Origin of the sequence: Paracoccus haeundaensis, from assembly GCF_006239215.1 — a bacterium.
GTDB lineage: Bacteria > Pseudomonadota > Alphaproteobacteria > Rhodobacterales > Rhodobacteraceae > Paracoccus > Paracoccus marcusii.
Genome location: NZ_VDDC01000008.1, coordinates 136,695 through 161,106 on the forward strand (window position 1 = coordinate 136,695; position 24,412 = coordinate 161,106).

Annotated in this window: 21 protein-coding genes; 17 read left to right on the forward strand and 4 right to left on the reverse strand. The window is 68.1% G+C overall.

The features are described 5' to 3' along the window. The first annotated feature begins 26 nt into the window (after positions 1-26). The 4 genes from FHD67_RS04650 (at position 27) to FHD67_RS04665 (ending at position 4,159) form a co-directional block, all read left to right on the forward strand. Positions 27-1,013: an ABC transporter substrate-binding protein gene (locus FHD67_RS04650; RefSeq protein WP_139597986.1), complete on the forward strand. Its 987-nt coding sequence runs from the start codon at positions 27-29 to the stop codon at positions 1,011-1,013. 66 nt (positions 1,014-1,079) lie between these two features. After that, positions 1,080-2,123, forward strand: coding sequence for an ABC transporter permease (locus FHD67_RS04655; RefSeq protein WP_139597987.1), 1,044 nt, complete (start codon positions 1,080-1,082; stop codon positions 2,121-2,123). Continuing rightward, complete coding sequence (locus FHD67_RS04660) at positions 2,123-3,160, forward strand: quaternary amine ABC transporter ATP-binding protein (protein WP_139597988.1); 1,038 nt, start codon at positions 2,123-2,125, stop codon at positions 3,158-3,160. Before FHD67_RS04655 ends, FHD67_RS04660 begins: the two co-directional genes overlap by 1 nt. Positions 3,161-3,208: 48 nt before the next feature. Continuing rightward, positions 3,209-4,159 carry a 2-hydroxyacid dehydrogenase gene (locus tag FHD67_RS04665; RefSeq protein WP_139597989.1) on the forward strand — a complete coding sequence of 317 codons (951 nt, stop codon included), beginning with the start codon at positions 3,209-3,211 and terminating at the stop codon, positions 4,157-4,159. Here the strand turns inward: FHD67_RS04665 and FHD67_RS04670 are convergent. After that, positions 4,156-5,094, reverse strand: a complete 939-nt coding sequence (locus tag FHD67_RS04670) for a LysR family transcriptional regulator (protein WP_139597990.1) — start codon at positions 5,092-5,094, stop codon at positions 4,156-4,158. The genes FHD67_RS04665 and FHD67_RS04670 overlap by 4 nt on opposite strands. 119 nt (positions 5,095-5,213) lie before the next feature. On the opposite strand from FHD67_RS04670, the gene chvE reads away from it, so the two are divergent. From chvE to yjfF, 11 genes are read left to right on the forward strand one after another with little or no spacing between them, the layout of a single operon-like run. Continuing rightward, positions 5,214-6,269 (forward strand): multiple monosaccharide ABC transporter substrate-binding protein, encoded by a 1,056-nt coding sequence (chvE, locus tag FHD67_RS04675; protein WP_139597991.1) that lies wholly within the window; start codon positions 5,214-5,216, stop codon positions 6,267-6,269. Positions 6,270-6,318: 49 nt separating this feature from the next. After that, positions 6,319-7,836, forward strand: a complete 1,518-nt coding sequence (gene mmsA, locus FHD67_RS04680; RefSeq protein ID WP_139597992.1) for a multiple monosaccharide ABC transporter ATP-binding protein — start codon at positions 6,319-6,321, stop codon at positions 7,834-7,836. Positions 7,837-7,843: 7 nt separating this feature from the next. Beyond that, positions 7,844-9,037 (forward strand): multiple monosaccharide ABC transporter permease, encoded by a 1,194-nt coding sequence (gene mmsB / locus FHD67_RS04685; RefSeq protein WP_046001479.1) that lies wholly within the window; start codon positions 7,844-7,846, stop codon positions 9,035-9,037. Between the two features lie 3 nt (positions 9,038-9,040). Then, a complete protein-coding gene (araD1, locus tag FHD67_RS04690) occupies positions 9,041-10,027 on the forward strand; it encodes an AraD1 family protein (protein WP_139597993.1) in 987 nt (328 codons plus the stop codon). A gap of 11 nt (positions 10,028-10,038) precedes the next feature. Beyond that, positions 10,039-11,781 carry an L-arabinonate dehydratase gene (gene araD / locus FHD67_RS04695; RefSeq protein ID WP_139597994.1) on the forward strand — a complete coding sequence of 581 codons (1,743 nt, stop codon included), beginning with the start codon at positions 10,039-10,041 and terminating at the stop codon, positions 11,779-11,781. Next, positions 11,781-12,692, forward strand: a complete 912-nt coding sequence (locus tag FHD67_RS04700) for a Gfo/Idh/MocA family protein (RefSeq protein ID WP_139597995.1) — start codon at positions 11,781-11,783, stop codon at positions 12,690-12,692. The genes araD and FHD67_RS04700 overlap by 1 nt, the downstream gene beginning before the upstream one ends. Positions 12,693-12,703: 11 nt before the next feature. Then, positions 12,704-14,158 (forward strand): aldehyde dehydrogenase (NADP(+)), encoded by a 1,455-nt coding sequence (locus FHD67_RS04705; protein ID WP_139597996.1) that lies wholly within the window; start codon positions 12,704-12,706, stop codon positions 14,156-14,158. Between the two features lie 53 nt (positions 14,159-14,211). Beyond that, complete coding sequence (ytfQ, locus tag FHD67_RS04710; protein ID WP_084693910.1) at positions 14,212-15,171, forward strand: galactofuranose ABC transporter, galactofuranose-binding protein YtfQ; 960 nt, start codon at positions 14,212-14,214, stop codon at positions 15,169-15,171. Between the two features lie 52 nt (positions 15,172-15,223). Beyond that, positions 15,224-16,717: a sugar ABC transporter ATP-binding protein gene (locus FHD67_RS04715; RefSeq protein WP_139597997.1), complete on the forward strand. Its 1,494-nt coding sequence runs from the start codon at positions 15,224-15,226 to the stop codon at positions 16,715-16,717. Next, positions 16,714-17,712, forward strand: a complete 999-nt coding sequence (locus tag FHD67_RS04720; protein WP_046001632.1) for an ABC transporter permease — start codon at positions 16,714-16,716, stop codon at positions 17,710-17,712. The genes FHD67_RS04715 and FHD67_RS04720 overlap by 4 nt, the downstream gene beginning before the upstream one ends. Beyond that, the gene (gene yjfF / locus FHD67_RS04725) at positions 17,709-18,665 is read left to right on the forward strand and encodes a galactofuranose ABC transporter, permease protein YjfF (protein WP_046001631.1); all 957 of its coding nucleotides are present in this window, start codon (positions 17,709-17,711) and stop codon (positions 18,663-18,665) included. Before FHD67_RS04720 ends, yjfF begins: the two co-directional genes overlap by 4 nt. Positions 18,666-18,704: 39 nt before the next feature. On the opposite strand, the gene FHD67_RS04730 is transcribed toward yjfF, so the two are convergent. Both FHD67_RS04730 and FHD67_RS04735 read right to left on the reverse strand, forming a co-directional pair. Beyond that, positions 18,705-20,927 (reverse strand): NADP-dependent isocitrate dehydrogenase, encoded by a 2,223-nt coding sequence (locus FHD67_RS04730; RefSeq protein ID WP_139597998.1) that lies wholly within the window; start codon positions 20,925-20,927, stop codon positions 18,705-18,707. Between the two features lie 72 nt (positions 20,928-20,999). After that, positions 21,000-21,662, reverse strand: coding sequence for a FadR/GntR family transcriptional regulator (locus FHD67_RS04735; protein ID WP_246071224.1), 663 nt, complete (start codon positions 21,660-21,662; stop codon positions 21,000-21,002). Between the two features lie 610 nt (positions 21,663-22,272). Between FHD67_RS04735 and FHD67_RS04740 the strand changes: the two genes are divergently transcribed. Together FHD67_RS04740 and FHD67_RS04745 are read left to right on the forward strand one after the other, a co-directional pair. Continuing rightward, positions 22,273-22,812 carry an ABC transporter permease gene (locus tag FHD67_RS04740; RefSeq protein ID WP_084693909.1) on the forward strand — a complete coding sequence of 180 codons (540 nt, stop codon included), beginning with the start codon at positions 22,273-22,275 and terminating at the stop codon, positions 22,810-22,812. After that, positions 22,812-23,519 (forward strand): fumarylacetoacetate hydrolase family protein, encoded by a 708-nt coding sequence (locus FHD67_RS04745; protein ID WP_046001629.1) that lies wholly within the window; start codon positions 22,812-22,814, stop codon positions 23,517-23,519. The genes FHD67_RS04740 and FHD67_RS04745 overlap by 1 nt, the downstream gene beginning before the upstream one ends. 35 nt (positions 23,520-23,554) lie before the next feature. Here the strand turns inward: FHD67_RS04745 and FHD67_RS04750 are convergent, their stop codons facing one another. Beyond that, entirely contained in the window at positions 23,555-24,406 is an 852-nt protein-coding gene (locus FHD67_RS04750; protein WP_064503574.1) for a glycosyltransferase family 25 protein, read from the reverse strand. Between the last annotated feature and the right edge of the window lie 6 nt (positions 24,407-24,412).

Consider the following 24,412-nt stretch of genomic DNA (forward strand, 5'->3'; position numbering starts at 1 on the left):
AACCGACATCAACCGGGAGACTGACGATGAGACATCTTCTATCCATGACGACCCTGGCCCTGGGCACCGCGCTTGCGGTGCCCGCCGCGGCGCAGGACGCACCGGGAACCTGCGGGGATCTGTCGATCGCGCAGATGGGCTGGACCTCGGCCGAGATCATCACCGAGGTGGCCAAGTTCCTGCTTGAGCAGGGCTATGGCTGCAACGTGACTCTGGTCAAGTCGGACACCATCCCGGCCATCACCTCGGTCGCCGAGAACGGAGAGCCAGACATCGTCACCGACCTGTGGCTGAATTCGGCCGGAGAGGCCTATACCCGGCTGGAGGCCGAGGGCACCATGGTGACGCTGGCAAACGTCCTGGACCCGGGCGGGATCGAGGGCTGGTGGATCCCCACCTATCTGGCCGAGGCGCATCCCGAACTGACCACCATCCAGGGCGTGCTGGACAATCCCCAGCTGGTGGGGCGGTTCAACAACTGCCCCGAAGGCTGGGGCTGCCGCGTGGTCAGCGACAACCTGATCCGCGCGCTGGACCTGGAGGGTGCGGGCATCGAGGTGTTCAACCACGGCTCGGGCGAAACGCTGGCATCGTCGATGGGATCGGCGGTTAGCGCGCAGGAGCCTTGGTTCGGCTATTACTGGGGCCCCACCGTGCCGCTTGGCAAGTACGACATGACGCGGATCGATCTTGGCGGTTATGACGAGGCCAAGTTCACGCCGCTGCAGAACCCGAACGCGCCCGACCCGCAGGTATCCGACTTCCCCGAGGCGCCCAGTGTCACCGCCGTCACCGCCGCCCTGGTGGACGAGCAGCCCGAGGTGGTCGAGTTCCTGCGCAAGATGACCTTCAAGACCGACGAGCTGAACACCCTGCTGGCCTGGCAGGACGAGAACAGCGCATCGGCCGAGGAGGTGGCGGTCCATTACCTGACCACCAACGCCGACGCCTGGTCCGGCTGGCTGTCGGACGACGCCAAGGGCAAGCTGTCGGCCCTGCTGGGCCAGAACTGACCGGCGGGCCGGGCCGGGACGATCCCCGGCCCGGCCTGGCGGACGCGCATTCATCGGGGGACTGACATGGCGACCTATGACGGGCTGTTCGACGCCCTGGGGCTGAGGGCATGGTGCGACGCGGGCGGCGGAGGGGGCGGGCCGATGTCGATGGCCGACCTGATGGCGCGGGCATCGGGCGGTTCGGCCGCGCCGGCGGGATCGTGGTGGGACCTGCCGCTGCCGTCGCTGAACAACCTGCACGCGGCCTGCGGTGCGATCTGGCAGACGCGCGACCTGACCCTTGGTCTGGAACGTGCGTTCCTGTCGGCGCGCGACGCGCTGCGCATCGTGCTGGACCCGGTGACCCAACCGCTCAGCTGGATGCTGCGCCAGATGATCTGGCTGATGGTGGCGACGCCGTGGTTCATCATGCTGCCCCTGCTGCTGGCCGTGACCTGGGCGGTGGCGCGGTCCTGGCGCGTGGTCGGGCTGGTGGCGCTGTCCCTGGGGTTCCTGGCCTTCGTCGACCATTACACCGAGGCGATACAGACGCTGGCGATCATCTTTGTCTGCGCCTTCATCTGTGTGCTGATCGGGGTGCCGGTCGGCATCGCCATGTCGCGCAGCGCCGCGCTGCGCCGGATCGGCACGCCGGTGCTGGACATGCTGCAGACGCTGCCGGCCTTCGTCTATCTGATCCCGCTGATCTTCCTGTTCAGCGTGACCGAACCCAAACTGTACGGCATCGCGATCATTCTCTATGCCATCGTTCCGGTCATCCGCCTGACCGACCTGGGCATCCGCCTGGTCGATCCCGACGTGATCGAGGCCGCCGACGCCTTCGGCATGACCCGCGGGCAGAAACTGTGGCGCGTCCAGATCCCGCTGGCCCTGCCAAACATCATGGCGGGCGTGAACCAGACCATCATGATGAGCCTTGCGATGGTGGTCATCGCGTCGCTGGTCTCGGCGCCGGGTCTGGGTGTGCTGGTGCTGCGCGGCATCCGCAACCTGGAACTGGGCGTGGGGCTGGTGGCGGGCTTCGGCATCGTGCTGCTGGCCATCATCCTGGACCGCGTGACCAAGGCATCACTGGCGCGCATCGACGTCAGCCGGGACGGCCGCTGATGGATACCCCGGTCAAGATCCGTATCCGCAATCTGTACAAGATCTTCGGCAGCAGGCCCGCCGCGGTGCTGCCGCAGGTGCTGGAGGGCCTGTCCAAGCCCGACCTGCTGGCGCGCCACAACCACGTGCTGGGCCTGCGCGACATCAACGTGGACATCCGCGAGGGCCAGATCACCGTCATCATGGGCCTGTCCGGGTCGGGCAAGTCCACGCTGATCCGCCACCTGAACCGGCTGATCGAACCCACCGCCGGAGAGGTGCTGGTCGACGGCGACAACATCCTGACCTGGAACGAACGCCGCCTGCGCGACCTGCGGCGGCGGACCATGTCGATGGTGTTCCAGAAATTCGCGCTGCTGCCGCATCGCACGGTGCTGGACAACGCGGGCATGGCGCTGCTGACGCAGGGGGTGCCGCGCGCGGGATACGAGGCCGACGCCCGCACCTGGCTGGACCGGGTGGGCCTGGGCGGATACGGCGCGCATTTCCCCCACCAGCTGTCGGGCGGCATGCAGCAGCGGGTGGGCATCGCGCGGGCGCTGACCTCGAACGCGGGGATCATGCTGATGGACGAGGCGTTCTCGGCGCTGGACCCGCTGATCCGAACCGACATGCAGAACCTGCTGCTGGAGCTGCAGGCGGAACTGCACAAGACCATCGTCTTCATCACCCACGACCTGGACGAGGCGCTGAAGCTGGCCGATCACCTGGTCATCCTAAAGGACGGCCAGGTGGTCCAGCAGGGAGAGCCGCAGGGCATCCTGCTGAACCCGGCCGATCCCTATATCGAGGCGTTCATCGCCGACATCAACCGCGCCCGCGTGCTGCGCGTGCGCTCGGTCATGACGGGGCCGGGCGATGGCGCATCGTCGGGTCAGGTGGATGCGGACGACACGCTGGAAAGCGTGATCGCCCTGTCGCGCGGCGACACGGCGCGGCGTTATCAGGTGATGCGCGACGGGCAGGCGGTGGGCATGGTCGACATGGGCGCGGTCATCCGCGCGCTGGTCCCGCCGCAGCGCATGGGTGGCGATTGACGGCCGCGCGGTGCATGCTGGCGCCCGAACCGCCAGAAAGAGAGCCCGATGAAGCCCGACGTCCTGATGCTGTCCCCCACCCGCCCCGATGCCCAAGCCCGCCTTGAACAGCAGTTCACCCTGCACCGTCTGGACCTGGCCGACGACAAGCCCGCCTTCCTGGCGCGCCACGGTGCCGCCTGCCGGGGCATGGTCGCGATGGGGCACACGAGCGTCGACGCGGCCCTGCTGGACCAGCTGCCCGCGCTGGAGATCATCAGCTGCGGGTCGGCGGGCTATGACGCGTTCGACGTCGATGCCATCGCGCGCCGTGGCGTGGCCCTGACCAACGCCTCTCCGGCGCTGGCGCAGGAGGTCGCGGACATGGCGCTGCTGCTGGCGCAGATGGGCTGGCGCAACGTCGTGGCCGCCGATGCCTGGGTCCGCAACGGCGATTGGGCGCGCAAGGGCGCCTTCCCCCTGCAGCGCAGCTTTCGCGGGCGCAGGCTGGGCATCGTGGGCATGGGCACGATCGGCCACAAGATCGCCGAACTGGCCAGCCAGCAGGGGTTGCAGGTCGCCTATTGGAACCGCCGCGACAAGGATGCGGGCTATCCGTTCCAGCCCGACCTGGAACAGCTGGCGCAGGACAGCGACATCCTGATCGCCATCGTGGCCGGGGGGCCGGACACGCAGGGGCTGATCTCGGACCGGGTGCTGCGCGCGCTTGGGCCGGACGGGCTGTTCGTGAACGTCGCGCGCGGGTCTGTGGTGGACGAACCCGCGCTGATCGCGGCGCTGCAGGACGGGGGCCTGGGTGCTGCTGCGCTGGACGTGTTCTGGTCCGAACCCGACCCAGATCCGCGCCTCACCGCGCTGCCCAACGTCACCCTGTCGCCGCATCAGGGGTCGGGCACGGTCCAGACGCGGGACGCGATGGCGTCGCTGATCGTCGACAACCTTCAGGCGCATTTCGCGGGACAGCCGCTGATCAGCCCGGTGGACCTGACGCGGCCCTAATCGGCGGCCAGGGTCTTTTCGATCACCTTCTGGCGCACGCGCCGCGCCAGCCGCGACAGCGGCCGGCGCCGCAGGTTCAGCAGGTAATAGGGGTCCACGCGAATCTCGCGGGGCTGGGCCAGCAGCGCGAACCCCGCATGGACCGGCGGCCGCATCAGCAGCTGCGCCACCTCCTCCGAGACCGAGGCGATGGCGTCGCTGTTCGCCAGATAGGCGATGGTGAACAGGATCGACGGGCTGTTGACGATGTTGCGCGGCTCGGCCAGGCCCACGGCGGCGAAGGCCTCCATCGTGGCCTCGCGGATGGGGGCGCCGCGGCTTTGCATGATCCATTCGTGGTCATGCAGTTCGGTCAAAGTCACCATCGGGGCGCGCGCCATCGGGTGATCGGCGCGCACGCAGAAGGTCACCTTCTCGTCGCGCAGGGGCAGGATCTCGAAATCGCGACTGTCGAATTCCGGCAGGATCCGGGCCAGCGCGAAATCCATCTGCCCCGTGGTCAGATGGCCCAGCAGTTCACGCGACGGCATCACGTCGACGGTGATGTCGGCCTCGGGCGTCTCTTTCTTGATCTCGCGGATCGAGGCCATCAGATAGCCGACCGCGGGCCCGGTGACCGCGCCCACATGCACCGACCCCGCCTGGCCGCCGCGCAGGGCGTGGACGTCGGCCGACATGCTGTGCATCTCGCGCAGGATCACGCGGGCGCGGCGCAGGACGGTGCTGCCGATCTCGGTGGGCGACATGCCCTTGGGCTGGCGTTCGAACAGTGGGGCGCCGAACAGGCGCTCGACCTCGGCCAGCATCCGCGATGCGGCGGGCTGGGTCATGGCGCAGTTCGCCGCCGCCTGCCGCAGCTGCCCGCTGTCGGCGATCTCCAGGATCAGGCGCAGCTGCGCGGGTTTCAGATAGGACCGTGCGGGGATCTCGGACATGCGTTTTCCGGTATGTTGAAGGTCGCAAATCTCATTTTACTGATAACCCGTCGCTTTGCTATCGTCCTGTCGGGAGCATTCGAGAGGGGCGGCGCCACGGCGCCGAAAGGGAGAATCACATGAGACTGAACACCGCCGCGATCGCGCTGGCGATCGGAACGTCGTGGCTGGCCTTCGGCGCCGCGGCCCAGACCGTGGGCATCTCGATGCCCACGCAATCGTCGGCCCGCTGGATCGACGACGGCAACAACATGGTCCGCCAGTTCCAGGAGGCCGGCTATGAGACCGACCTGCAATACGCCGAGGACGACATCCCCAACCAGCTGGCCCAGGTCGAGAACATGATCACCAAGGGCGTCGACGTCCTGGTGATCGCCGCCATCGACGGCACCACGCTGTCGAACGCGCTGGCCAATGCCGCCGCGTCCGACATCAAGGTCATCGCCTATGACCGCCTGATCCGCGACACGCCGGATGTCGATTATTACGCGACCTTCGACAACTTCTCGGTCGGCGTCGAGCAGGCCAATTCGCTGGTCGCGGGCCTGGAGGAGCGGTTCCCCGACGTAAAGCCCTGGAACGTCGAGCTGTTCGGCGGCAGCCCGGACGACAACAACGCGTACTTCTTCTATGACGGGGCGATGTCGGTCCTGCAGCCGCTGATCGACGACGGGCGCATCGCGATCCCGTCGGGCCAGATGGGCATGGACACGGTCGGCACGCTGCGGTGGGACGGATCGGCCGCGCAGGCACGGATGGATAACCTGCTGTCGTCGAACTACACCCAGGCCACCGTGCATGGCGTGCTGTCGCCCTATGACGGGCTGTCCATCGGCATCCTGTCGTCGTTGAAGGGCGTGGGTTACGGGTCGGGCGATCAGATCATGCCCATCGTCACCGGCCAGGACGCCGAGGTCCAGTCGGTCAAGTCGATCCAGGCCGGAGAGCAGTATTCCACCGTCTTCAAGGATACCCGCGAACTGGCCCGCGTCACCGTGGGCATGGTCGATGCCATGCTGAAGGGCACCGAGCCCGAGGTGAACGACACCGAGACCTATGACAACGGCGTCAAGGTCGTGCCCTCCTATCTGCTGGAGCCGGTGCCGGTCGACGCCTCGAACTGGGAGCAGATCCTGGTCGAGAGCGGCTATTACACCCCCGAGCAGTTGCAGTGACACCAGCCGGACCGTCCCCCGCGGGGCGGTCCCCATCCGGGGCAGGGCCATGACAGACCTTCTGGAAATGCAGGGGATCAGCAAGACATTTCCCGGCGTCAAGGCGCTGGACGATGTCAGCCTGACCGTCGCGCAGGGCGAGATCCACGCCATCTGCGGCGAAAACGGCGCGGGCAAGTCCACGCTGATGAAGGTGCTGTCGGGCGTCTATCCCACCGGCAGCTATGACGGGCGGATCGTCTTCGACGGCCAGCCCGTCGATTTCCGCACCATCCGCGACAGCGAGGATCGCGGGATCATCATCATCCACCAGGAACTGGCGCTGGTGCCGCTGCTGACCATCGCCGAGAACATCTTCCTGGGCAACGAACGCGCCACCCGCGGCGTCATCGACTGGCCCGAGACGTACCGCCAGACCGAGGCCCTGCTGGCCAAGGTCGGCCTGCGCGAGACGCCGGGCACCATCGTCGACACCCTGGGCGTGGGCAAGCAGCAGCTGGTCGAGATCGCCAAGGCCCTGTCCAAGAACGTGCGCCTGCTGATCCTGGACGAACCCACCGCCGCCCTGTCGGAAAGCGACAGCCAGGCCCTGCTGGACCTGCTGCTGGAACTGAAGGGCCAGGGCGTTACCAGCATCATCATCAGCCACAAGCTGAACGAGGTGCGCCGCGTCGCCGACAGCGTCACCGTGATCCGCGACGGCGCCACGATCAGCACGCTGGACGCGCGTCAGGGCCTGACCGAGGACCGCATCGTGCGCGACATGGTGGGCCGCGACATGGCGCATCGCTATCCCGACCGCGACCGCCGCGCCGGAGAGGTGCTGTTCGAGCTGCAGGGGTGGAACGTCTGGCATCCCGAACAGCGCGACCGCCAGATGATCCGCGACCTGTCGATGAACGTTCGCGCCGGAGAGGTCGTGGGCATCGCCGGGCTGATGGGATCAGGTCGGACCGAGCTGGCGATGAGCGTCTTCGGCCGCAGCTATGGCCGCGACATCGCGGGACAGGCGCTGGTCCGGGGGCGTCCGGTGGACCTGTCAACCGTCGACCGCGCCATCGCCGCAGGGCTGGCCTATGTCACCGAGGACCGCAAGACGCTTGGCCTGATCCTGGACGAGACGATCCGCCGCAACACCATCCTGGCCAACCTGGACGGCGTCGCGCGCCGCGGCGTCGTGGACGAAACCCGCGAGACCGAGGTGGCCGAGACCTATCGCAGGCAGCTGCGCATCCGCACCCCGTCGGTGTTCCAGAAGGTCATGAACCTGTCGGGCGGCAACCAGCAGAAGGTCGTCCTGGCCAAATGGCTGTTCACCGATCCCGACGTGCTGATCCTGGACGAACCCACGCGCGGCATCGATGTGGGCGCGAAATACGAAATCTATAGCATCATCAATGACCTGAGTGCCGCCGGCAAGGGCGTCGTCATGATCTCGTCCGAGATGCCCGAGCTGCTGGGCATGTGCGACCGCATCTATGTGATGAACGAGGGCCGCTTCGTGGGCGAACTGACCGCGGATCAGGCCAGCCAGGAAGCGATCATGTCGCTGATCGTCAGGGAATAGAAAGGACATGGCCGTGGAACAGACGGACCGCGCGCCGGGCATCGGCATCGGCGACTACATCATGCGGCACATCCGCGAATACGGGCTGCTGTTCGCGCTGATCGCGATCATGGTCTTCTTCCAGATCGTGACGGGGGGTGTGCTGCTGCGCCCGGTGAACATCACCAACCTGTTCCTGCAGAACAGCTATATCATCATCATGGCGCTTGGCATGCTGCTGGTGATCGTGTCGGGCCATATCGACCTGTCCGTGGGGTCGGTGATGGGGTTTGTCGGTGCGCTGGCGGCGGTGATGATCGTGACCTGGGGCATGCCGGTCTGGGCCGCGATGGCGATCTGCCTTGTCATGGGCATGGCGATCGGCGCGGTGCAGGGCTATTTCGTGGCCTATTGGAAGATCCCGTCCTTCATCGTCACGCTGGCGGGGATGCTGGTCTTTCGCGGGCTGTCGCTGTGGCTTCTGGCGGGGCAGTCGGTCGGGCCGTTCCCGGCGAACTTCCAGCTGCTGTCGACGGGATTCATCCCCGACATCCTGGGCATCGGGCGGCCGAACGGGCTGGCCATGGCCGTGGGCGTGATGGCGACGCTGCTGATCGTGTGGCTGGGCCTGCGCACCCGCGCCCGCAACGCCCGCTATGGCATCGAGGATGAGCCCTTCGCCCTGTTCGTGCTGCGCAACGCCATCGTCGCCGCCGCGCTGCTGTTCGTGACGTGGAAGCTGGCCTGGTTCCGCGGCCTGCCCAACGTGCTGCTGTCGATGGTGGTGCTGACGGTGATCTATGTCTTCCTGACCGAACGCACGACGATCGGGCGGCGCATCTATGCGGTCGGCGGCAATGCCAAGGCCGCAAAGCTGTCGGGCATCCGCACCGAACGGCTGACCTTCCTGACCTTCGTCAACATGGGCCTGCTGGCGGCCCTTGCGGGCCTGATCTTCGCGGCGCGCCTGAACACCGCCACGCCCCGCGCGGGTTTCGCGGTCGAGCTGGACGTGATCGCCGCGGTCTTCATCGGCGGGGCGTCCATGTCCGGGGGCGTGGGGCGCATCGTGGGCGCCGTGGTCGGCGCCTTCATCATGGGCGTGATGAACAACGGCATGTCCATCATGGGCATCGGCATCGATTACCAGCAGGTGATCAAGGGCCTGGTCCTGTTGGCCGCGGTGTTCTTCGACGTCTACAACAAGAACCGCGAGGTCTGATCCATGTTCCTGTCGCAACTGACCCTGACCGACGGCACCCGCGCCGTCGCCGCCCGCACCGACGGCGCGGCGCATCTGGTCCCCGGCGCGACCTCGACCCGCGACCTGGCGCTGGCGGCGATCGCCGCGGGCCGGGGCCTGGCGGCCGAGGTCGCGGCCCGCGGGCGGGGTGATGCGGTCGATCTGGCCGAGGCGCTGGACCAGGGCCGCCTGCTGGTGCCGCTGGACCATGACGATCCCGCGCATCTGCACCTGACCGGCACCGGGCTGACCCATCTGGGATCGGCATCCACCCGCGACGCCATGCACCAGAGCGCGGTCGAGACGCTGACCGACAGCATGAAGATGTTCCGCATGGGGCTGGAGGGCGGCAAGCCCGACCAGGGCCGCATCGGCGCCCAGCCCGAATGGTTCTACAAGGGCAACGGCCATGCGGCGGTGGCCCCCGGCGCGCCTCTGACCTCGCCCGGCTTCGCCCTGGACGCCGGAGAGGAGCCCGAGATCGCGGGCCTTTACATCATCGCCCCCGATGGCCGCCCGTTTCGGTTGGGCTTTGCCTTGGCCAACGAATTTTCCGACCACGTGACCGAACGCGGCAACTATCTGTGGCTGGCGCATTCCAAGCTGCGGGTGGCCAGCTTTGGCCCCGAATTGCGGGTAGGCGAGCTGCCTGCCGATCTGTGCGGGACCAGCCGCCTGGTCCGCGACGGCGCGGTGATCTGGGAAAAGCCGTTCCTGTCCGGAGAGGCGAACATGTCCCACAGCCTGGCCAACCTGGAACACCATCACTTCAAGTACGACCTGTTCCGCCGGCCCGGAGACGTGCACGTGCATTTCTTCGGCACCGCGACCCTGTCCTTTGCCGACGGCATCACCACGCGCGACGGCGACAGCTTCCAGATCGAATGTCCGGATTTCGGCCTGCCGCTGGTCAATCCGCTGACGCAATGCCCCGCCGACGCGACGCCCGTCGCGGTCGCGGCCCTGTAGAGGTCCGGCCCATGACATTCACCCCCGCCCCCTGGCCCCGCCGTCTGCGTTCGCAGGAATGGTATGGCGGCACGTCACGCGACACGATCTATCACCGCGGCTGGATGAAGAATCAGGGCTATCCGCACGACCTGTTCGATGGGCGCCCGATCATCGGCATCCTGAACACCTGGTCCGACCTGACGCCCTGCAACGGCCACCTGCGCGAACTGGCCGAGAAGGTGAAGGCCGGCGTGTGGGAGGCGGGTGGCTTTCCGGTCGAGGTGCCGGTTTTCTCGGCCTCGGAAAACACGTTCCGGCCAAGCGCGATGATGTTCCGCAACCTGGCCGCCCTGGCGATCGAGGAGACGATCCGCGGCCAGCCGATGGACGGCGCGGTGCTGCTGGTCGGCTGCGACAAGACCACGCCCAGCCTGATCATGGCGGCGGCATCCTGCGACATCCCCTCGATCGTGGTGACCGGGGGGCCGATGCTGAACGGCTATTTCCGCGGAGAGCGCGTGGGGTCGGGCACGCATCTGTGGAGGTTCTCGGAGGCGGTGAAGGCCGGAGAGATGAGCCAGGACGATTTCCTGGAGGCCGAGGCATCGATGTCGCGTTCCTCGGGGACCTGCAACACGATGGGCACCGCCAGCACGATGGCCTCGATGGCCGAGGCCTTGGGCATGGCGCTGTCCGGCAATGCCGCGATCCCGGCGGTGGACTCCCGTCGCCGCGTCATGGCGCAGATGTCGGGGCGGCGCATCGTGCAGATGGTCAAGGACGATCTGAAACCGTCCGACATCATGACCAAGCAGGCGTTCGAGAACGCCATCCGCGTCAACGGCGCCATCGGCGGGTCGACCAACGCGGTCGTGCACATGCTGGCCATGGCGGGCCGCGTGGGGGTGGACCTGACGCTGGACGATTGGGACCGCTGCGGGCGGGACGTGGCGACCATCGTGAACCTGATGCCGTCGGGCCAGTACCTGATGGAGGAGTTCTTCTATGCCGGCGGGCTGCCCGTGGTCATCAAGCACCTGGCCGAGGCGGGGCAGCTGCACCAGGGCGCGTTGACCGTCAGCGGCCAGTCCATCTGGGACGAGGTCAAGGGGGTGATGAACCACAATCCCGACGTGATCCGCCCCGCATCGAACCCGCTGACGCCCCAGGGCGGCATCGCGGTGCTGAGGGGCAACCTGGCCCCCCACGGCGCGGTGCTGAAGCCGTCCGCCGCCAGCCCGCATCTGCTGGTGCACCGGGGCCGTGCGGTCGTGTTCGAGGACATCGACCACTACAAGGCGCGCATCACGGACGAGGCGCTGGACATCGACGAGACCTGCGTGATGGTCCTGAAGAATTGCGGGCCCAAGGGCTATCCCGGCATGGCCGAGGTGGGCAACATGGGCCTGCCGCCCAAGATCCTGCGCCGGGGCATCACCGACATGATCCGCATCTCGGATGCGCGCATGTCGGGCACGGCCTATGGGACCGTGGTCCTGCACACCGCCCCCGAGGCGGCGGCAGGCGGGCCGCTGGCCGTGGTCCGCGACGGCGACATGATCGAACTGGACGTGCCGAACCGCCGCCTGCACCTGGACATCCCCGATGCGGAACTGGCCGCGCGGCTGGCCGCGTGGCGTCCGCTGCCCGATCAGCCGACCAGCGGTTACGCCTTCCTGCACCAGGCCCACGTGATGGGCGCCGATACCGGGGCGGACATGGACTTCCTGCGCGGGTGCCGGGGCAACGCGGTCGGAAAGGACAGCCACTGATGAAGATCGCCCTGGTCGGTATCGGCAAGATCGCCCTGGATCAGCACGTCCCCGCGCTGGCCGCCAGCCCGGACTGGGACCTGACGGCGACCGTGTCGCGCAGCGGGCAGGTTCCGGGCGTCCTGGCCTTTCACGACATCGACACGATGCTGGCGGCCCATCCCGAGATCTGCGCGATCAGCCTGTGCCTGCCGCCCGTGCCACGCTTTGCCGCGGCGGTCGCGGTGCTGCGCGCGGGGCGGCACCTGATGCTGGAAAAGCCCCCCGGCGCCACCCTGTCCGAGGTTCACGTCCTGCGCGACATGGCCGCGGCGCAGGGGCTGACGATCTTTGCCACCTGGCATTCGCGCATGGCCCAGGGCGTCGCCGCGGCCCGCGACTGGCTGGCGGGTCGCACCATCCGCGAAGGCCGGATCACCTGGCGCGAGGATATCCGCAAATGGCATCCCGGCCAGGACTGGATCCTGGACGCGGGGGGCATGGGCGTGTTCGATCCCGGCATCAACGCCCTGTCGATCCTGACCGCGATCCTGCCCGAACCTGTGCATCTGCAGGGCGCCGACCTGGACGTGCCCGCCAACCGCCAGGCCCCCATCGCGGCGCGGCTGCAGCTGTCGCAGGGCATCACCGCCGATCTGGATTTCCGCCAGCAGGGGCCGCAGACCTGGGACATCCGCATCGTCACCGACGACGGCACGCTGGTGCTGAGGAACGGCGGCAACATCCTGCAGATCGACGACCGCCCCGTGACGGGCGGCGACAGCATCATGCAGGAATACCCCGCCCTGTATGACCGCATGGCGCGGCTGGTGCGTCAGGGGGCGTCGGACGTGGATCTGGCGCCGATGGTGCTGGTCGCCGACGCCTTTACCTCGGGCCGGCGGCATGCCGTCGACCCGTTCGAATTCTGAAGGAGACCTTGATGACCCACCCCCGCGACGGACAGCACCTGATCCTTGGCCGCTGGCAGGACGCTGACGGCCAGGACGCCGTCGACGCCGCCGCCCGCGCGGCCGAGGCGGCATTCCCGGAATTCGCCGCCCTGTCCCGCGACGCCCGCGCCGGGTTCCTGGAGGCCATCGCAGACGCGATCGAGGCGCGCGCCGACGCGATCACCGAAACCGGCGCGGCCGAGACCGGCCTGCCCACCGCGCGGCTGCAGGGCGAACGCGGGCGCACCACCGGGCAGCTGCGCCTGTTCGCGGACCACATCCGTAAGGGCGATTACCTGGACCGCCGCCACGACGTGGCGCTGCCTGACCGCCAGCCGCTGCCGCGCCCCGATCTGCGGATGATCCAGCGGCCGGTGGGGCCGGTCGCGGTGTTCGGCGCGTCGAACTTTCCGTTGGCCTTCTCGACCGCGGGGGGCGACACGGCCTCGGCGCTGGCGGCGGGCTGCCCGGTCGTGGTCAAGGGCCACCCCGCCCATCCCGAAACCGGCCGCATCGTGGCCGAGGCGATCCTGGAGGCTGTCGGGCGGACCGGCATGCCGGCCGGGGTCTTTGCCTATCTGGACGGGGCGGGGCACCAGACCGGCCAGGCGCTGGTGCGTCATCCGCTGATCCGAGCGGTGGGCTTTACCGGCAGCCTGGGCGGCGGGCGCGCGCTGTTCGACCTGTGCGCCGCGCGGCCCGAACCGATCCCCTTCTATGGCGAACTGGGCAGCATCAACCCCTGCTTCCTGCTGCCCGCCGCCATGGCCGCGCGCGGCGATCAGATCGCCCAGGGCTGGGCGGCCAGCCTGACAATGGGCGCGGGCCAGTTCTGCACCAATCCGGGCGTGGTGATCGTTCCGGCGGACAAGGCCGACGCGTTCGCCGGTGCCGCCGCCGCCGCGCTGGCCGATGCACCGGCCCAGGGGATGCTGACCGACGGCATCGCGCAGTCGTTCCGCGACGGCGTGGCGGCGGTCGCGGGGGCGGCGACGCCCGTGACCGTGGCCGAGGCGTCGGGCCGGAACGCGCGGCCCGCCGTCTTTCGCGCGACCGCATCCGCGTTCCTGAACAACCCCGACCTGGCACATGAGGTGTTCGGCCCGCTTGGCCTGATCGTGGCCGCCGACGGTGATGCGCAGATGCTGGACGTGGCCCGCGCGCTGGACGGCCAGCTGACGGTGACGCTGCAGATGGATGAAGGTGACACGGACCTGGCGGCGCGGCTGATGCCGGTCCTGGAACGCAAGGCCGGGCGCATCCTGGCCAACGGCTGGCCCACCGGGGTCGAGGTGTCCGATGCCATGGTCCATGGCGGCCCCTATCCGGCCTCCACGAATTTCGGCGCGACCAGCGTCGGCACTCTGGCGATCCGGCGCTGGCTGCGCCCGGTCTGCTTCCAGAACCTGCCCGACGCCCTGCTGCCGCACGACCTTCGCGACTGAGGGAAGACAGCCGCGCGGACAAACGTCTAAACATATCCAGGGAGGATGTTCACATGACCCATGCAACCATGCTGACGACCGTCGCCGCGCTGGCCCTGTCGGCCGGGGCGGCCCTTGCCGAGGGAGAGACGATCGGCTTTTCGCAGATCGGTTCGGAATCGGGCTGGCGCGCGGCCGAGACCACGCTGACCCGCAGCCAGGCCGAAGAGCGCGGCTATCAGCTGCAGTTTTCCGACGCCCAGCAGCGGCAGGAGAACCAGATCGCCGCGATCCGGTCCTTCGTGGCCCAGGGGGTCGATGCGATCCTGCTGGCGCCGGTCGTGGCCACGGGCTGGGACAGCGTCCTGCAGGAGGCCGCCGAGGCGGAGATCCCCGTCGTCCTGCTGGACCGCCAGGTCGACAGCGCCGACGATCTGTACCTGACCGCCGTGGGATCGGACCTGGTCCACGAGGGCGAGGTCGCGGGCCAGTGGCTGGTCGACGAGGTCGCGGGCGAACCCTGCCGCATCGTGGAGTTGCAGGGCACCACGGGCTCCAGCCCCGCCATCGACCGCAAGACCGGCTTCGAGAACGCCATCGCGGGCCATGACAACCTGGAGATCGTGCGCAGCCAGACCGCCGATTTCACCCGCGCCCGCGGCAAGGAGGTCATGGAAAGCTTCCTGCAGGCCGAGGGTGGCGGCGCGGACATCTGCGCGCTCTATGCCCATAACGACGACATGGCGGTGGGCGCGATCCAAGCCATCAAGGAGGCGGGTCTGGCGCCGGGCACCGACATCCTGGTCGTGTCCATCGATGCGGTGCCCGACATCTTCCAGGCCATCGCGGCGGGCGAGGCCAACGCGACGGTCGAGCTGACGCCCAACATGGCCGGCCCCGCCTTCGACGCGCTGGAGGCGTATTGGGCCGACGGAACCATGCCCGAAAAGTTCATCCAGACCGAATCCAAGCTGTACACGGCGGCCGACGATCCGCAGGGCGAATACGACCGCCGCAAGGACCTGGGCTACTGATACCGCGCGGGCGGGCCGCGACAGGCCCGCCCAATCCCTGAAAGGAATGCCGATGCTGCTGTCGATCCGGTCGCTGACCAAGCTGTTTCCCGGCACGCGCGCGCTGGACGATGTCGACCTGGACATCGCGGCGGGCCAGGTCCACGCCCTGCTGGGCGAGAACGGTGCGGGCAAGTCCACGCTGATCAAGTGCCTGACCGGCGCCTATCGCCGCGACGGAGGCACGGTCATGCTGGACGGCGCCCCGATCGACCCCCGTTCCACCCTGCAGGCGCAGGAACTGGGCATCGGCACCGTCTATCAGGAGGTGAACCTGCTGCCCAACCTGACGGTCGCGCAGAACCTGATGTTCGGCCATGAACCGCGCCGCTTCGGGCTGACCGACACGCGTGCCATGCGCGCCCAAGCGCGCCAGACGCTGGCCCGCTATGGCCTGGACATCGACGTGGACCGCGACCTGGGCCGCTATTCTGTGGCCATCCAGCAGATCGTGGCCATCGCGCGCGCGGTGCGTATTTCCGGCAAGGTGCTGATCCTGGACGAACCCACCGCCAGCCTGGACGCTGCCGAGGTGCGGATGGTGTTCGACGTGCTGCGGTCCCTGCGCGACCACGGGATGGCGATCGTCTTCGTGTCGCATTTCCTGGACCAGGTGTTCGATCTGGCCGACCAGGTGACGATCCTGCGCAACGGACGCCGCGTCGCCAGCCAGCCCATCGCCGGGCTGGACCGCATGACCCTGGTCGAACAGATGCTGGGCCGCGCGCTGGAGGATGTGGTGGCCGGCCCCGCCGCGGATGCCGCGCCCGCAGCCCCGATCCTGCGGTTCCAGGGGATGGGCCGGGCCGGCACGATCCAGCCCTTCGACCTGGACATGGGTGCCGGAGAGGTCGTCGGCCTGGCCGGTCTGCTGGGGTCGGGCCGGACCGAGACGGCCGAATTGCTGTTCGGCATTCGCCCCGCCCAGACCGGCACCGCCCTCGACGACGCGGGCCCCATCGACCTGCGCACCCCCCGCGCGGCCATCGCGGCGGGCTTCGGCTTTGCGCCCGAGGACCGCAAGACAGACGGCATCGTGGCCGACGTGTCGATCCGTGAGAACATCATCCTGGGCCTGCAGGCGCGGCGGGGCTGGGCGCGTCCCATCCCGCGCGCAGAGCAGAACCGGCTGGCCGACGATTACATCCGTCAGCTGGACATCCGAACATCCGGTCGCGAAAAACCCATCGGAGAGCTGTCGGGCGGCAATCAGCAAAAGGCCGTGCTGGCCCGCTGGCTGGCCATGAACCCGCGCTTCCTGATCCTGGACGAACCCACGCGCGGTATCGACGTGGGCGCGCATGCCCAGATCCTGCGCCTGATCCGCGACCTGACCCGCGGAGGCCTGTCCCTGCTGATCATCAGCAGCGAGCTGGACGAACTGGTCGCGGTGGCCGATCGCGTGATCGTGCTGCGCGACCGCGCCCATGTGGCTCAGCTGACCGGAGGTGCGGTCGGCGCGGATGCGATCATGCGCGCCATCGCCGGGACCGGAGAGGCGGCATGACCCTGATGTCGCGCATCGCCCCCCAGCTGATCGCCCTGGCGGCCCTGGTGGCGATGGTGTCGGTCTTCTATCCCGGCTTCCTGTCCGTCGACGTGCAGAACGACCGCCTGGTCGGCCCGGTCATCGACATCCTGAAGCGCAGCGCACCGGTCGCCTTGCTGGCGGTCGGCATGACGCTGGTCATCGCCACGCGGGGGATCGACCTGTCCGTGGGCACGATCATGGCGATCTGCGGCGCCGCGGCGGCCTGGGCGCTGACCGCGGGGCTTGGCGCGGGGGCGGCGCTGGCCCTGGCGCTTGGCGCGGGGCTGGTGGCGGGGCTGTGGAACGGCGTCCTGGTCGCGGTCGTGGGCATCCAGCCCTTCGTCGCGACGCTGATCCTGATGACGATGGGCCGCGGCGTGGCCCAGCTGATTACCGAAGGCCGCATCCTGACCTTCACCGATCCGGGCTTTTCATGGCTGGGCTCGGGGACGGCCCTGGGTCTGCCGGTGCCGGTCTGGATCTGGCTGGCCACCGCCGCGGCCACGGCCCTGCTGATGCGGCGCAGCGCGCTTGGCCTGCTGGTCGAGGCGGTGGGCATCAACCGCCGCGCGGCCCTGCTGGCAGGGGTGAACGCCACGGTCCTGCTGATCGCCGTCTATGTCGCCAGCGGGTTCTGCGCGGCGCTGGCGGGGATCATCGTGACCGCCGACATCCGCGGCGCCGACGCCAACAACGCCGGCCTGTGGCTGGAGCTGGACGCCATCCTTGCGGTGGTGATCGGCGGCAACTCCCTGCTGGGGGGTCGGTTCTCCATCGCGGCTTCCGTGCTGGGGGCGCTGATCATCCAGACCATCAGCGCGGGTATCCTGCTGGCAGGGTTCGCGTCCGAATACAACCTGATCATCAAGGCCGGGCTGGTGCTGGTGATCCTGATCCTGCAATCGCCGCGCATCGCCTCGGAATGGCGACTGTGGCGCGACAGCCACCGCGCCCAGGGGGACCGCGCATGAACGCCCGTGCCCTGCCGCTCTATGCGACGATCCTGATTTTCGTCGTGGCCTATGCGCTGGCCTACAGCCAGTTCCCGAACATCCTGTCCACTCGGGTGATCGGCAACCTGCTGACCGACAACGCCTATCTGGGCATCGTCGCGGTGGGGATGACGCTGGTCATCCTGTCCGGCGGGATCGACCTGTCGGTCGGCGCGGTGATCGCGTTTTCGGGCGTGTTCATTGCCGTGATGCTGCGCGACACGGGGCTGCATCCGCTGGCGGTCTTTGCGATCCTGCTGGCGCTGACGACCGCCTTCGGGGCGGCGATGGGGTTCCTGATCGACCGGCTGGCCATGCCCGCCTTCATCGTCACGCTGGCCGGGATGTTTCTGGCGCGGGGTGCGGCCTATCTGCTGTCGGTGCAATCCGTACCCATCACGCACCCGTTCTTTGGCCAACTGCAGGGCGCCTATGTGCTGATGCCGGGCAAGGGGCGGCTGACGCTGATCGGGGTGCTGATGCTGGCGGTCTTTGCCGTCGGCATGGTCATCGCCCACCGCACGCGGTTCGGCACAAGCGTCTATGCCCTGGGCGGCGGCGCGCAGACCGCCCGCCTGATGGGCGTCCCGCAGGGGCGCACGACGGTGCTGGTCTATGGGTTCTCGGGGCTGATGGCCGGGCTCTCGGGGATCGTCTTCGCGGTCTATACCGGGTCGGGCTATTCGCTGGCCACGGTGGGGACCGAACTGACGGCCATCGCCGCGGTGGTGATCGGCGGCACGCTGCTGTCGGGCGGGTCGGGATACATGTTCGGCACGCTGGTCGGCGTGCTGACGATGGGGCTGATCCAGACCTACATCGTCTTCGACGGCACCCTGTCCAGCTGGTGGACCAAGATCGTCATCGGCCTGCTGCTGCTGGTCTTCATCCTGCTGCAGAAGGGTCTGCTGACGCTGTCGGCGCGCCGATAGGAATGGCGCGCGGGTTTTCCCCGCGCGCCACCAGGGGCGTCAGCCCAGGATGCGGTTCAGCGTGGCCGACGGGCGCATCACCGCGGCGACCTTTTCCGGGTCCGCGTGGTAATAGCCGCCCAGGTCGACCGGACGGCCGCGATCCGCGCGCAGTTCCGCCACGATCTGTTCCTCCAGTTCTGTCAGGTCGCGGGCGATGGGGCGGAATTCCTCGGCCAGGTCGGGGTCGGAAGTCTGCTGCGCCAGCGCCTGCGCCCAGTACATCGCGAAGTAATAGTGGCTGTCGCGGTTGTCCGGGTCGCCCGCCTTGCGGCCGGGAGAGCGTTCGTGGTCCAGCACGCCCTGGGTCGCGGCCTCGACCGCGGCGGCCAGGGTGCGGGCCTTTTCGTTGCCCGTGGCTTCGGCCAGGAAGTTCAGGCTTTCGCCAAGGGCACAGAATTCACCCAGGCTGTCCCACCGCAGGTGGTTCTCCTCGGCCAGCTGCTGGACGTGCTTTGGGGCGGACCCACCGGCGCCCGTCTCGAACATGCCGCCGCCCTGCATCAGCTTGACGATCGACAGCATCTTGGCCGAGGTGCCCAGCTCCAGGATCGGGAACAGGTCGGTCAGGTAATCGCGCAGCACGTTGCCGGTGACCGCGATGATGTCCTGGCCTGCACGGATGGTTTCGAAGGACAGGCGCGTGGCCTCGCGCGGGGCCAGAACCTGGAAGCGGTCGGTGACACCCGCCGCCTCCAGCATCGGCTCGACATAGGCCAGCAGTTCGCGGTCATGGGCGCGGTCCCGGTCCAGCCAGAACACGGCCTTGCAGCCCTCCAGGCGCTGGCGGTCGATGGCCAGGCGCACCCAGTCCTCGATCGCGGCCTGGCGGGTCGAGCACAGGCGCCAGATGTCGCCCGTATCGACCGCGTGGCGGTGCAGCTCATCGCCGTTGGCGGCGATGACGGTCACGGTGCCGGCATGCGGGATCTCGAACGTGGTCGGGTGCGAGCCGTATTCCTCGGCCTTCTGGGCCATCAGGCCGACGTTCTGGACGGTGCCCGCGGTGCGCGGGTCCAGCGCACCGGTTTCCTTGAAATAGCGGACGCTCTCGTCATAGACGTCGGCATAGGACGTGTCGGGGATCACGCAGTTGGTGTCGGCCTCGGCCCCGTCGGGGCCCCAGCCCTTGCCGCCAGCGCGCAGCAGCGCCGGGATCGACGCGTCGATGATCACGTCGGACGGCACGTGCAGGTTCGTGATGCCCTTGTCCGAGTTCACCATGTACAGCGGCGGGCGCTGCGCCATGATCTCGTCGATCTCGGCGCGGATCGCATCGCCCTCGGGCATCTGCGCCACGCGGGCCAGCACGGTGCCCAGGCCGCCATTGGGGTCCGCACCCGCCGCGGCCAGCGCCGCGCCGTGACGTTCGAACACCGGCGCCAGCCAGGCGCGCACGACATGGCCGAAGATGATCGGGTCCGAGACCTTCATCATCGTGGCCTTCAGGTGGACCGAGAACAGCGTGCCGTCGGCCTGCGTCGCCTCGATCTCGGCCTGCAGAAAGCGGGTCAGCTCGGTCACGGACAGGAAGCTGGCATCGACCACGGTGCCCGCGGGCAGGTCGGGGCCGTCCTTCAGCACGGTCACCTGGCCGTCCGCGCCGGTCAGCTGGATGCGCACGCGCCCGGCCTGTTCTGCCGTCAGCGTCACCGACGTCTCGTTGCGGCGGAAATCGCCTGCGGGCATCGACGACACGCGGGTCTTGCTGTCCGGGGACCACTTGCCCATCGAATGAGGATGCGCCTTGGCATAGTTCTTGACCGCCCGCGCAGCGCGGCGGTCCGAATTGCCTTCGCGCAGGACGGGGTTCACGGCCGATCCCTTCAGCGCATCGTACCGGGCGCGGATCTCGGCCTGGGCGTCGTCCTGCGGATCGACCGGATAGTCGGGCAGGTCATAGCCCTGCGCCTGCAACTCCTTGATCGCGCCCACCAGCTGCGGCACCGAGGCCGAGATGTTGGGCAGCTTGATGACGTTGGCGGCAGGCGTCTTGACCCATGCGCCCAGGCCCGCCAGATCGTCCGACTGCGCCTGTTCCGGGGTCAGCCGTTCGGGAAACGCCGCGATGATGCGCCCCGCCAGAGAGATGTCGCGCGTCGCGACGGTGATTCCGGCCGCATCCGCAAAGCGGCGGATGATCGGCAGCAGCGATGCCGACGCCAGCTCGGGCGCCTCGTCCACCTTGGTATAGATGATCTGGGGTGTGTCGTTTTCGGCCATGGTCTGTTGATCCTCGTTCTTATGCGCGGGATTGTGCGTCGCGTCGGGGGGAAATGTCCACCATCTGACCCGCTATTCCCGGGGGATCGTGGGGCCCTTGGGGTCGATCAGCTGTTTCTGGACCGCCCTCAGGTGGTGATGCATCGCCTCGGCTGCGCCCGACAGGTCGCGTTGGGCGATCGCCGCGGCGATCCGGTCGTGTTCGGCAAAGGAATGGTGGTCGTCCGGCGGCCGTTGCCGCCCCGACCGCAGCGCCCCCCACACAACCGCCCGCCGCACCGCGTTCAGCGCATCGAACAGCGCCAGCAGCAGCCGATTGCCGGTGGCCTGCGCGATCAGGCGGTGGAACTCGTTGTCGGCGGTCTCGTACTGGCGCCAGGTCTGGGCGCTGCGCGTGCGCAGGATGCAGGCGGCCATCGCCTCGATATGATCCTGTGTGGCGTTCAGCGCGGCCTCGCGCGCCAGCATCGGCTCGATCAGCAGGCGGGCGCGCATGACCTCGGCGGGATTGGTCACGCGGTCGATCTCGGACAGGCTCATCACCTCGACGCGGCGCGACCCGATGAAGGTGCCCTTGCCGACATGCCGCCAGACCTGGCCCTCGGCCTCCAGCGTGGCCAGCGCCTTGCGCAGTTCCCCGCGCGAAACGCCCAAGGTCTCGGACAGGTCACGTTCGGGGGGCAGGCGGGTGCCGGGGGCGAAGTCATGGCGCATCAGCCCGGCGCGCAGCTGCACCAGCGTCGCCTGCCGCGAACCGTCGTCGTCGTCATGGGCCGGATATCCGAGCGGGGAGTCAGGGTTGCCGCACAAGATTACTATCCGCAACCAATTTGTCAGTTTGGCTAGGATAACTCCAGATTGGTGTGAGGTTAATCACGCATAATATTATTTTACAATATAAATACTCTGAACTGTCGTGTTGAAAAGTTAACCAATCGGGCGCCATAAGCAAACCAATCGGGGTGACCTTTAATTCACGCTCACATTGCCGCTTTGGGAGGAGCGGGATATGAGGGGTATGAGACCTGCGCACCCAGTACGACCTGCCCGACCAGGCGCTGGCCGAGATCACCCCTACTTCCAAGACGCGGTGGATGACGGCATGCTGCCCACGGCCGGCGGCGCCCAACAGTCATCGACGACCTGAGGTTCCTGGCAGCCGCGGGCCAGGTCCAGGCGCCAGAGTCCGGTCTGGACACCGCACAGCACTGGGTTTTCGACCTGCCGGCGGCCGCCCGGGACTGATTGCCCGGCCATTGGCGGCATCCCCGCGGGGGCGCCGCCACCCCCCTGATCCGCGATCCGGCGGGCAGGGGACGCATCCCGCCTTGGGGGACCTGTATCCATGACATCCGCCAACATCACCGCACAGCGACGGCCGCTACCGTCGGGCCCGGCCCTGCGCCTGTGGCAGTCGGGCCTGCACTGGAAGATCCTGTCGGTCGCCAAGTTTGCCCTGATCTGGGAATTCGCCGCCCGGTCGGGGTTCAATTTCGCCTTTCCCACCTTCACCGCGACCATGGCCGCCCTGTGGTCGATGATCGCCGACGGATCCAGGGGGGCCACCTATCTGCGCACGATGAAGCCCCTGGTGATCGGGCTGGTCATTTCACTGACGGTGGGGATCAGCGCAGGCGTCGCGATGGGGCTGCGCCAGACCGTCGAATGGATCACGCTGCCCGTGTTCATCGTCATGCAGGCGGCACCCATGGCGGCGCTGATCCCGCTGGTCACCTTCGTCCATGGCACCGGGTTGACATCGAAGGTGCTGGCGGTGGTCATGCTGTCGATGCCGGTCATCGCCATGAATCGCTACAAGGCGGTGCGCAATGTGCCGTCGTCGATGGTCGCGATGCGCGCATCCTACGCAGGAGTCACACACTGATGCCCAACGATCTTTACCAGCCGACCGATTACGTGATCGCCCCCGCGCCCCCCGCGACCCTGCCGGTCGAGGGCAGCGACCAGCGCTTTCCCGTCAACCGGGTGTTCTGCATCGGCCGCAACTATGCTGCCCACGCGGTCGAGATGGGCCACGATCCCGACCGGGAGCCGCCGTTCTTCTTCTTCAAGAGCCCGTCCAACCTGACGTCGGACGGCACCTTCCCCTATCCGACCCTGACATCCGACGTGCACCACGAGGTCGAGCTGGTCGTGGCCCTGTCCACCGGCGGCCGCGACATCGCGGCCGACCGGGCACTGGATCATGTCTGGGGCTATGGGGTCGGCCTGGACATGACCCGCCGCGACCTGCAGGGCGAGGCCAAGAAGATGGGCCGCCCGTGGGAGGTCGGCAAGAGCTTTGAGAAATCCGGCCCCTGCGGCCCGCTGGTGCCGGCATCGCGGATCGGCCATCCCGATGCGGGCGCCGTGACGTTGGACGTGAACGGGGAACGCCGGCAGACCGGCGATCTGAACCAGATGATCTGGAAGATCCCCGAGATGATCGCCGAACTGTCGCGCTATTTCGACCTGCAGCCGGGCGACGTGATCATGACGGGCACCCCGTCTGGCGTGGGCGCGGTCACCCGCGGCGACGTGATGGACGCGCGGATCGAGGGCGTCGGCGCGATCCGCGTCACGGTGGTCTGACGAAAGGCGCCGCCCCCGCGCGGGGCGGCGCGGCCTTACATGTTGTCGAAGATCTCGTCGATGCCCAGGGTGATGGCCAGCACGAAGGACGCGACCTTCAGCACGGTCTTGTAGGGCAGGTAATGCGCGCGGGCATAGACGTACTGGCCGCTGCGCGCGACCAGGCGGCTGATCTCCAGCCAGGCGCGATAGGGCAGGACGGTCAGATAGCGCGTCGCGGGATATTTCGACGCCCGCAGGTTCATCTGGATCTGCGAGGCCGGTTCGTCGCGCTGGTCGACGGGCGGCGGGTCGACGAAGACCGCGCGCAGCCCGGCCAGGTATTCCAGGTCGAAGGCGATGTCATAGGACAGGCGCATCGGCATCAGCCGTCCCGTGATCCACCGGGCCGCGGCGCGGTTGATGACATAGGCGCCGGCGCCCTTTTCGCGCGTGAAGGCCTTGGCCAGGCGGCGCCCGCCGGGCAGGTCGCGAAAGCCGAACTTGCGCCCGGTGTTCATCGTGCTCAGCCGCAGGATGTCCCAGCTGTCGTCCTCGGCCATGGCGGCGCGCAGGATCGCGGTGAAATCGGGCGGAAAGGCCACGTCGTCCTCAAGGATCAGCGCATGCGTGTCCTGGCTGTCCAACAGCCGCTGCGCGCAGGCGACATGGCTGAGATAGCAGCCGACCTCGGCCGGGATCACCCGGCGGCCGTGCAGATAGCGATAGCCCCAGGCATCGAAGGCCGGATGTGGAAAGCTGAGCGTCGACCCGTCCACCGCCGGGACCCGTTCGAAGGGCAGGCCCACGGCATCGCATTTTGCGGTCATCCGCGCCAGCCGGTCGACGGCCCGGTCAAGATTGATCAGATAGACCGACAATCCCGCGGGCAGTGCTTGATTCGACATCGGTAT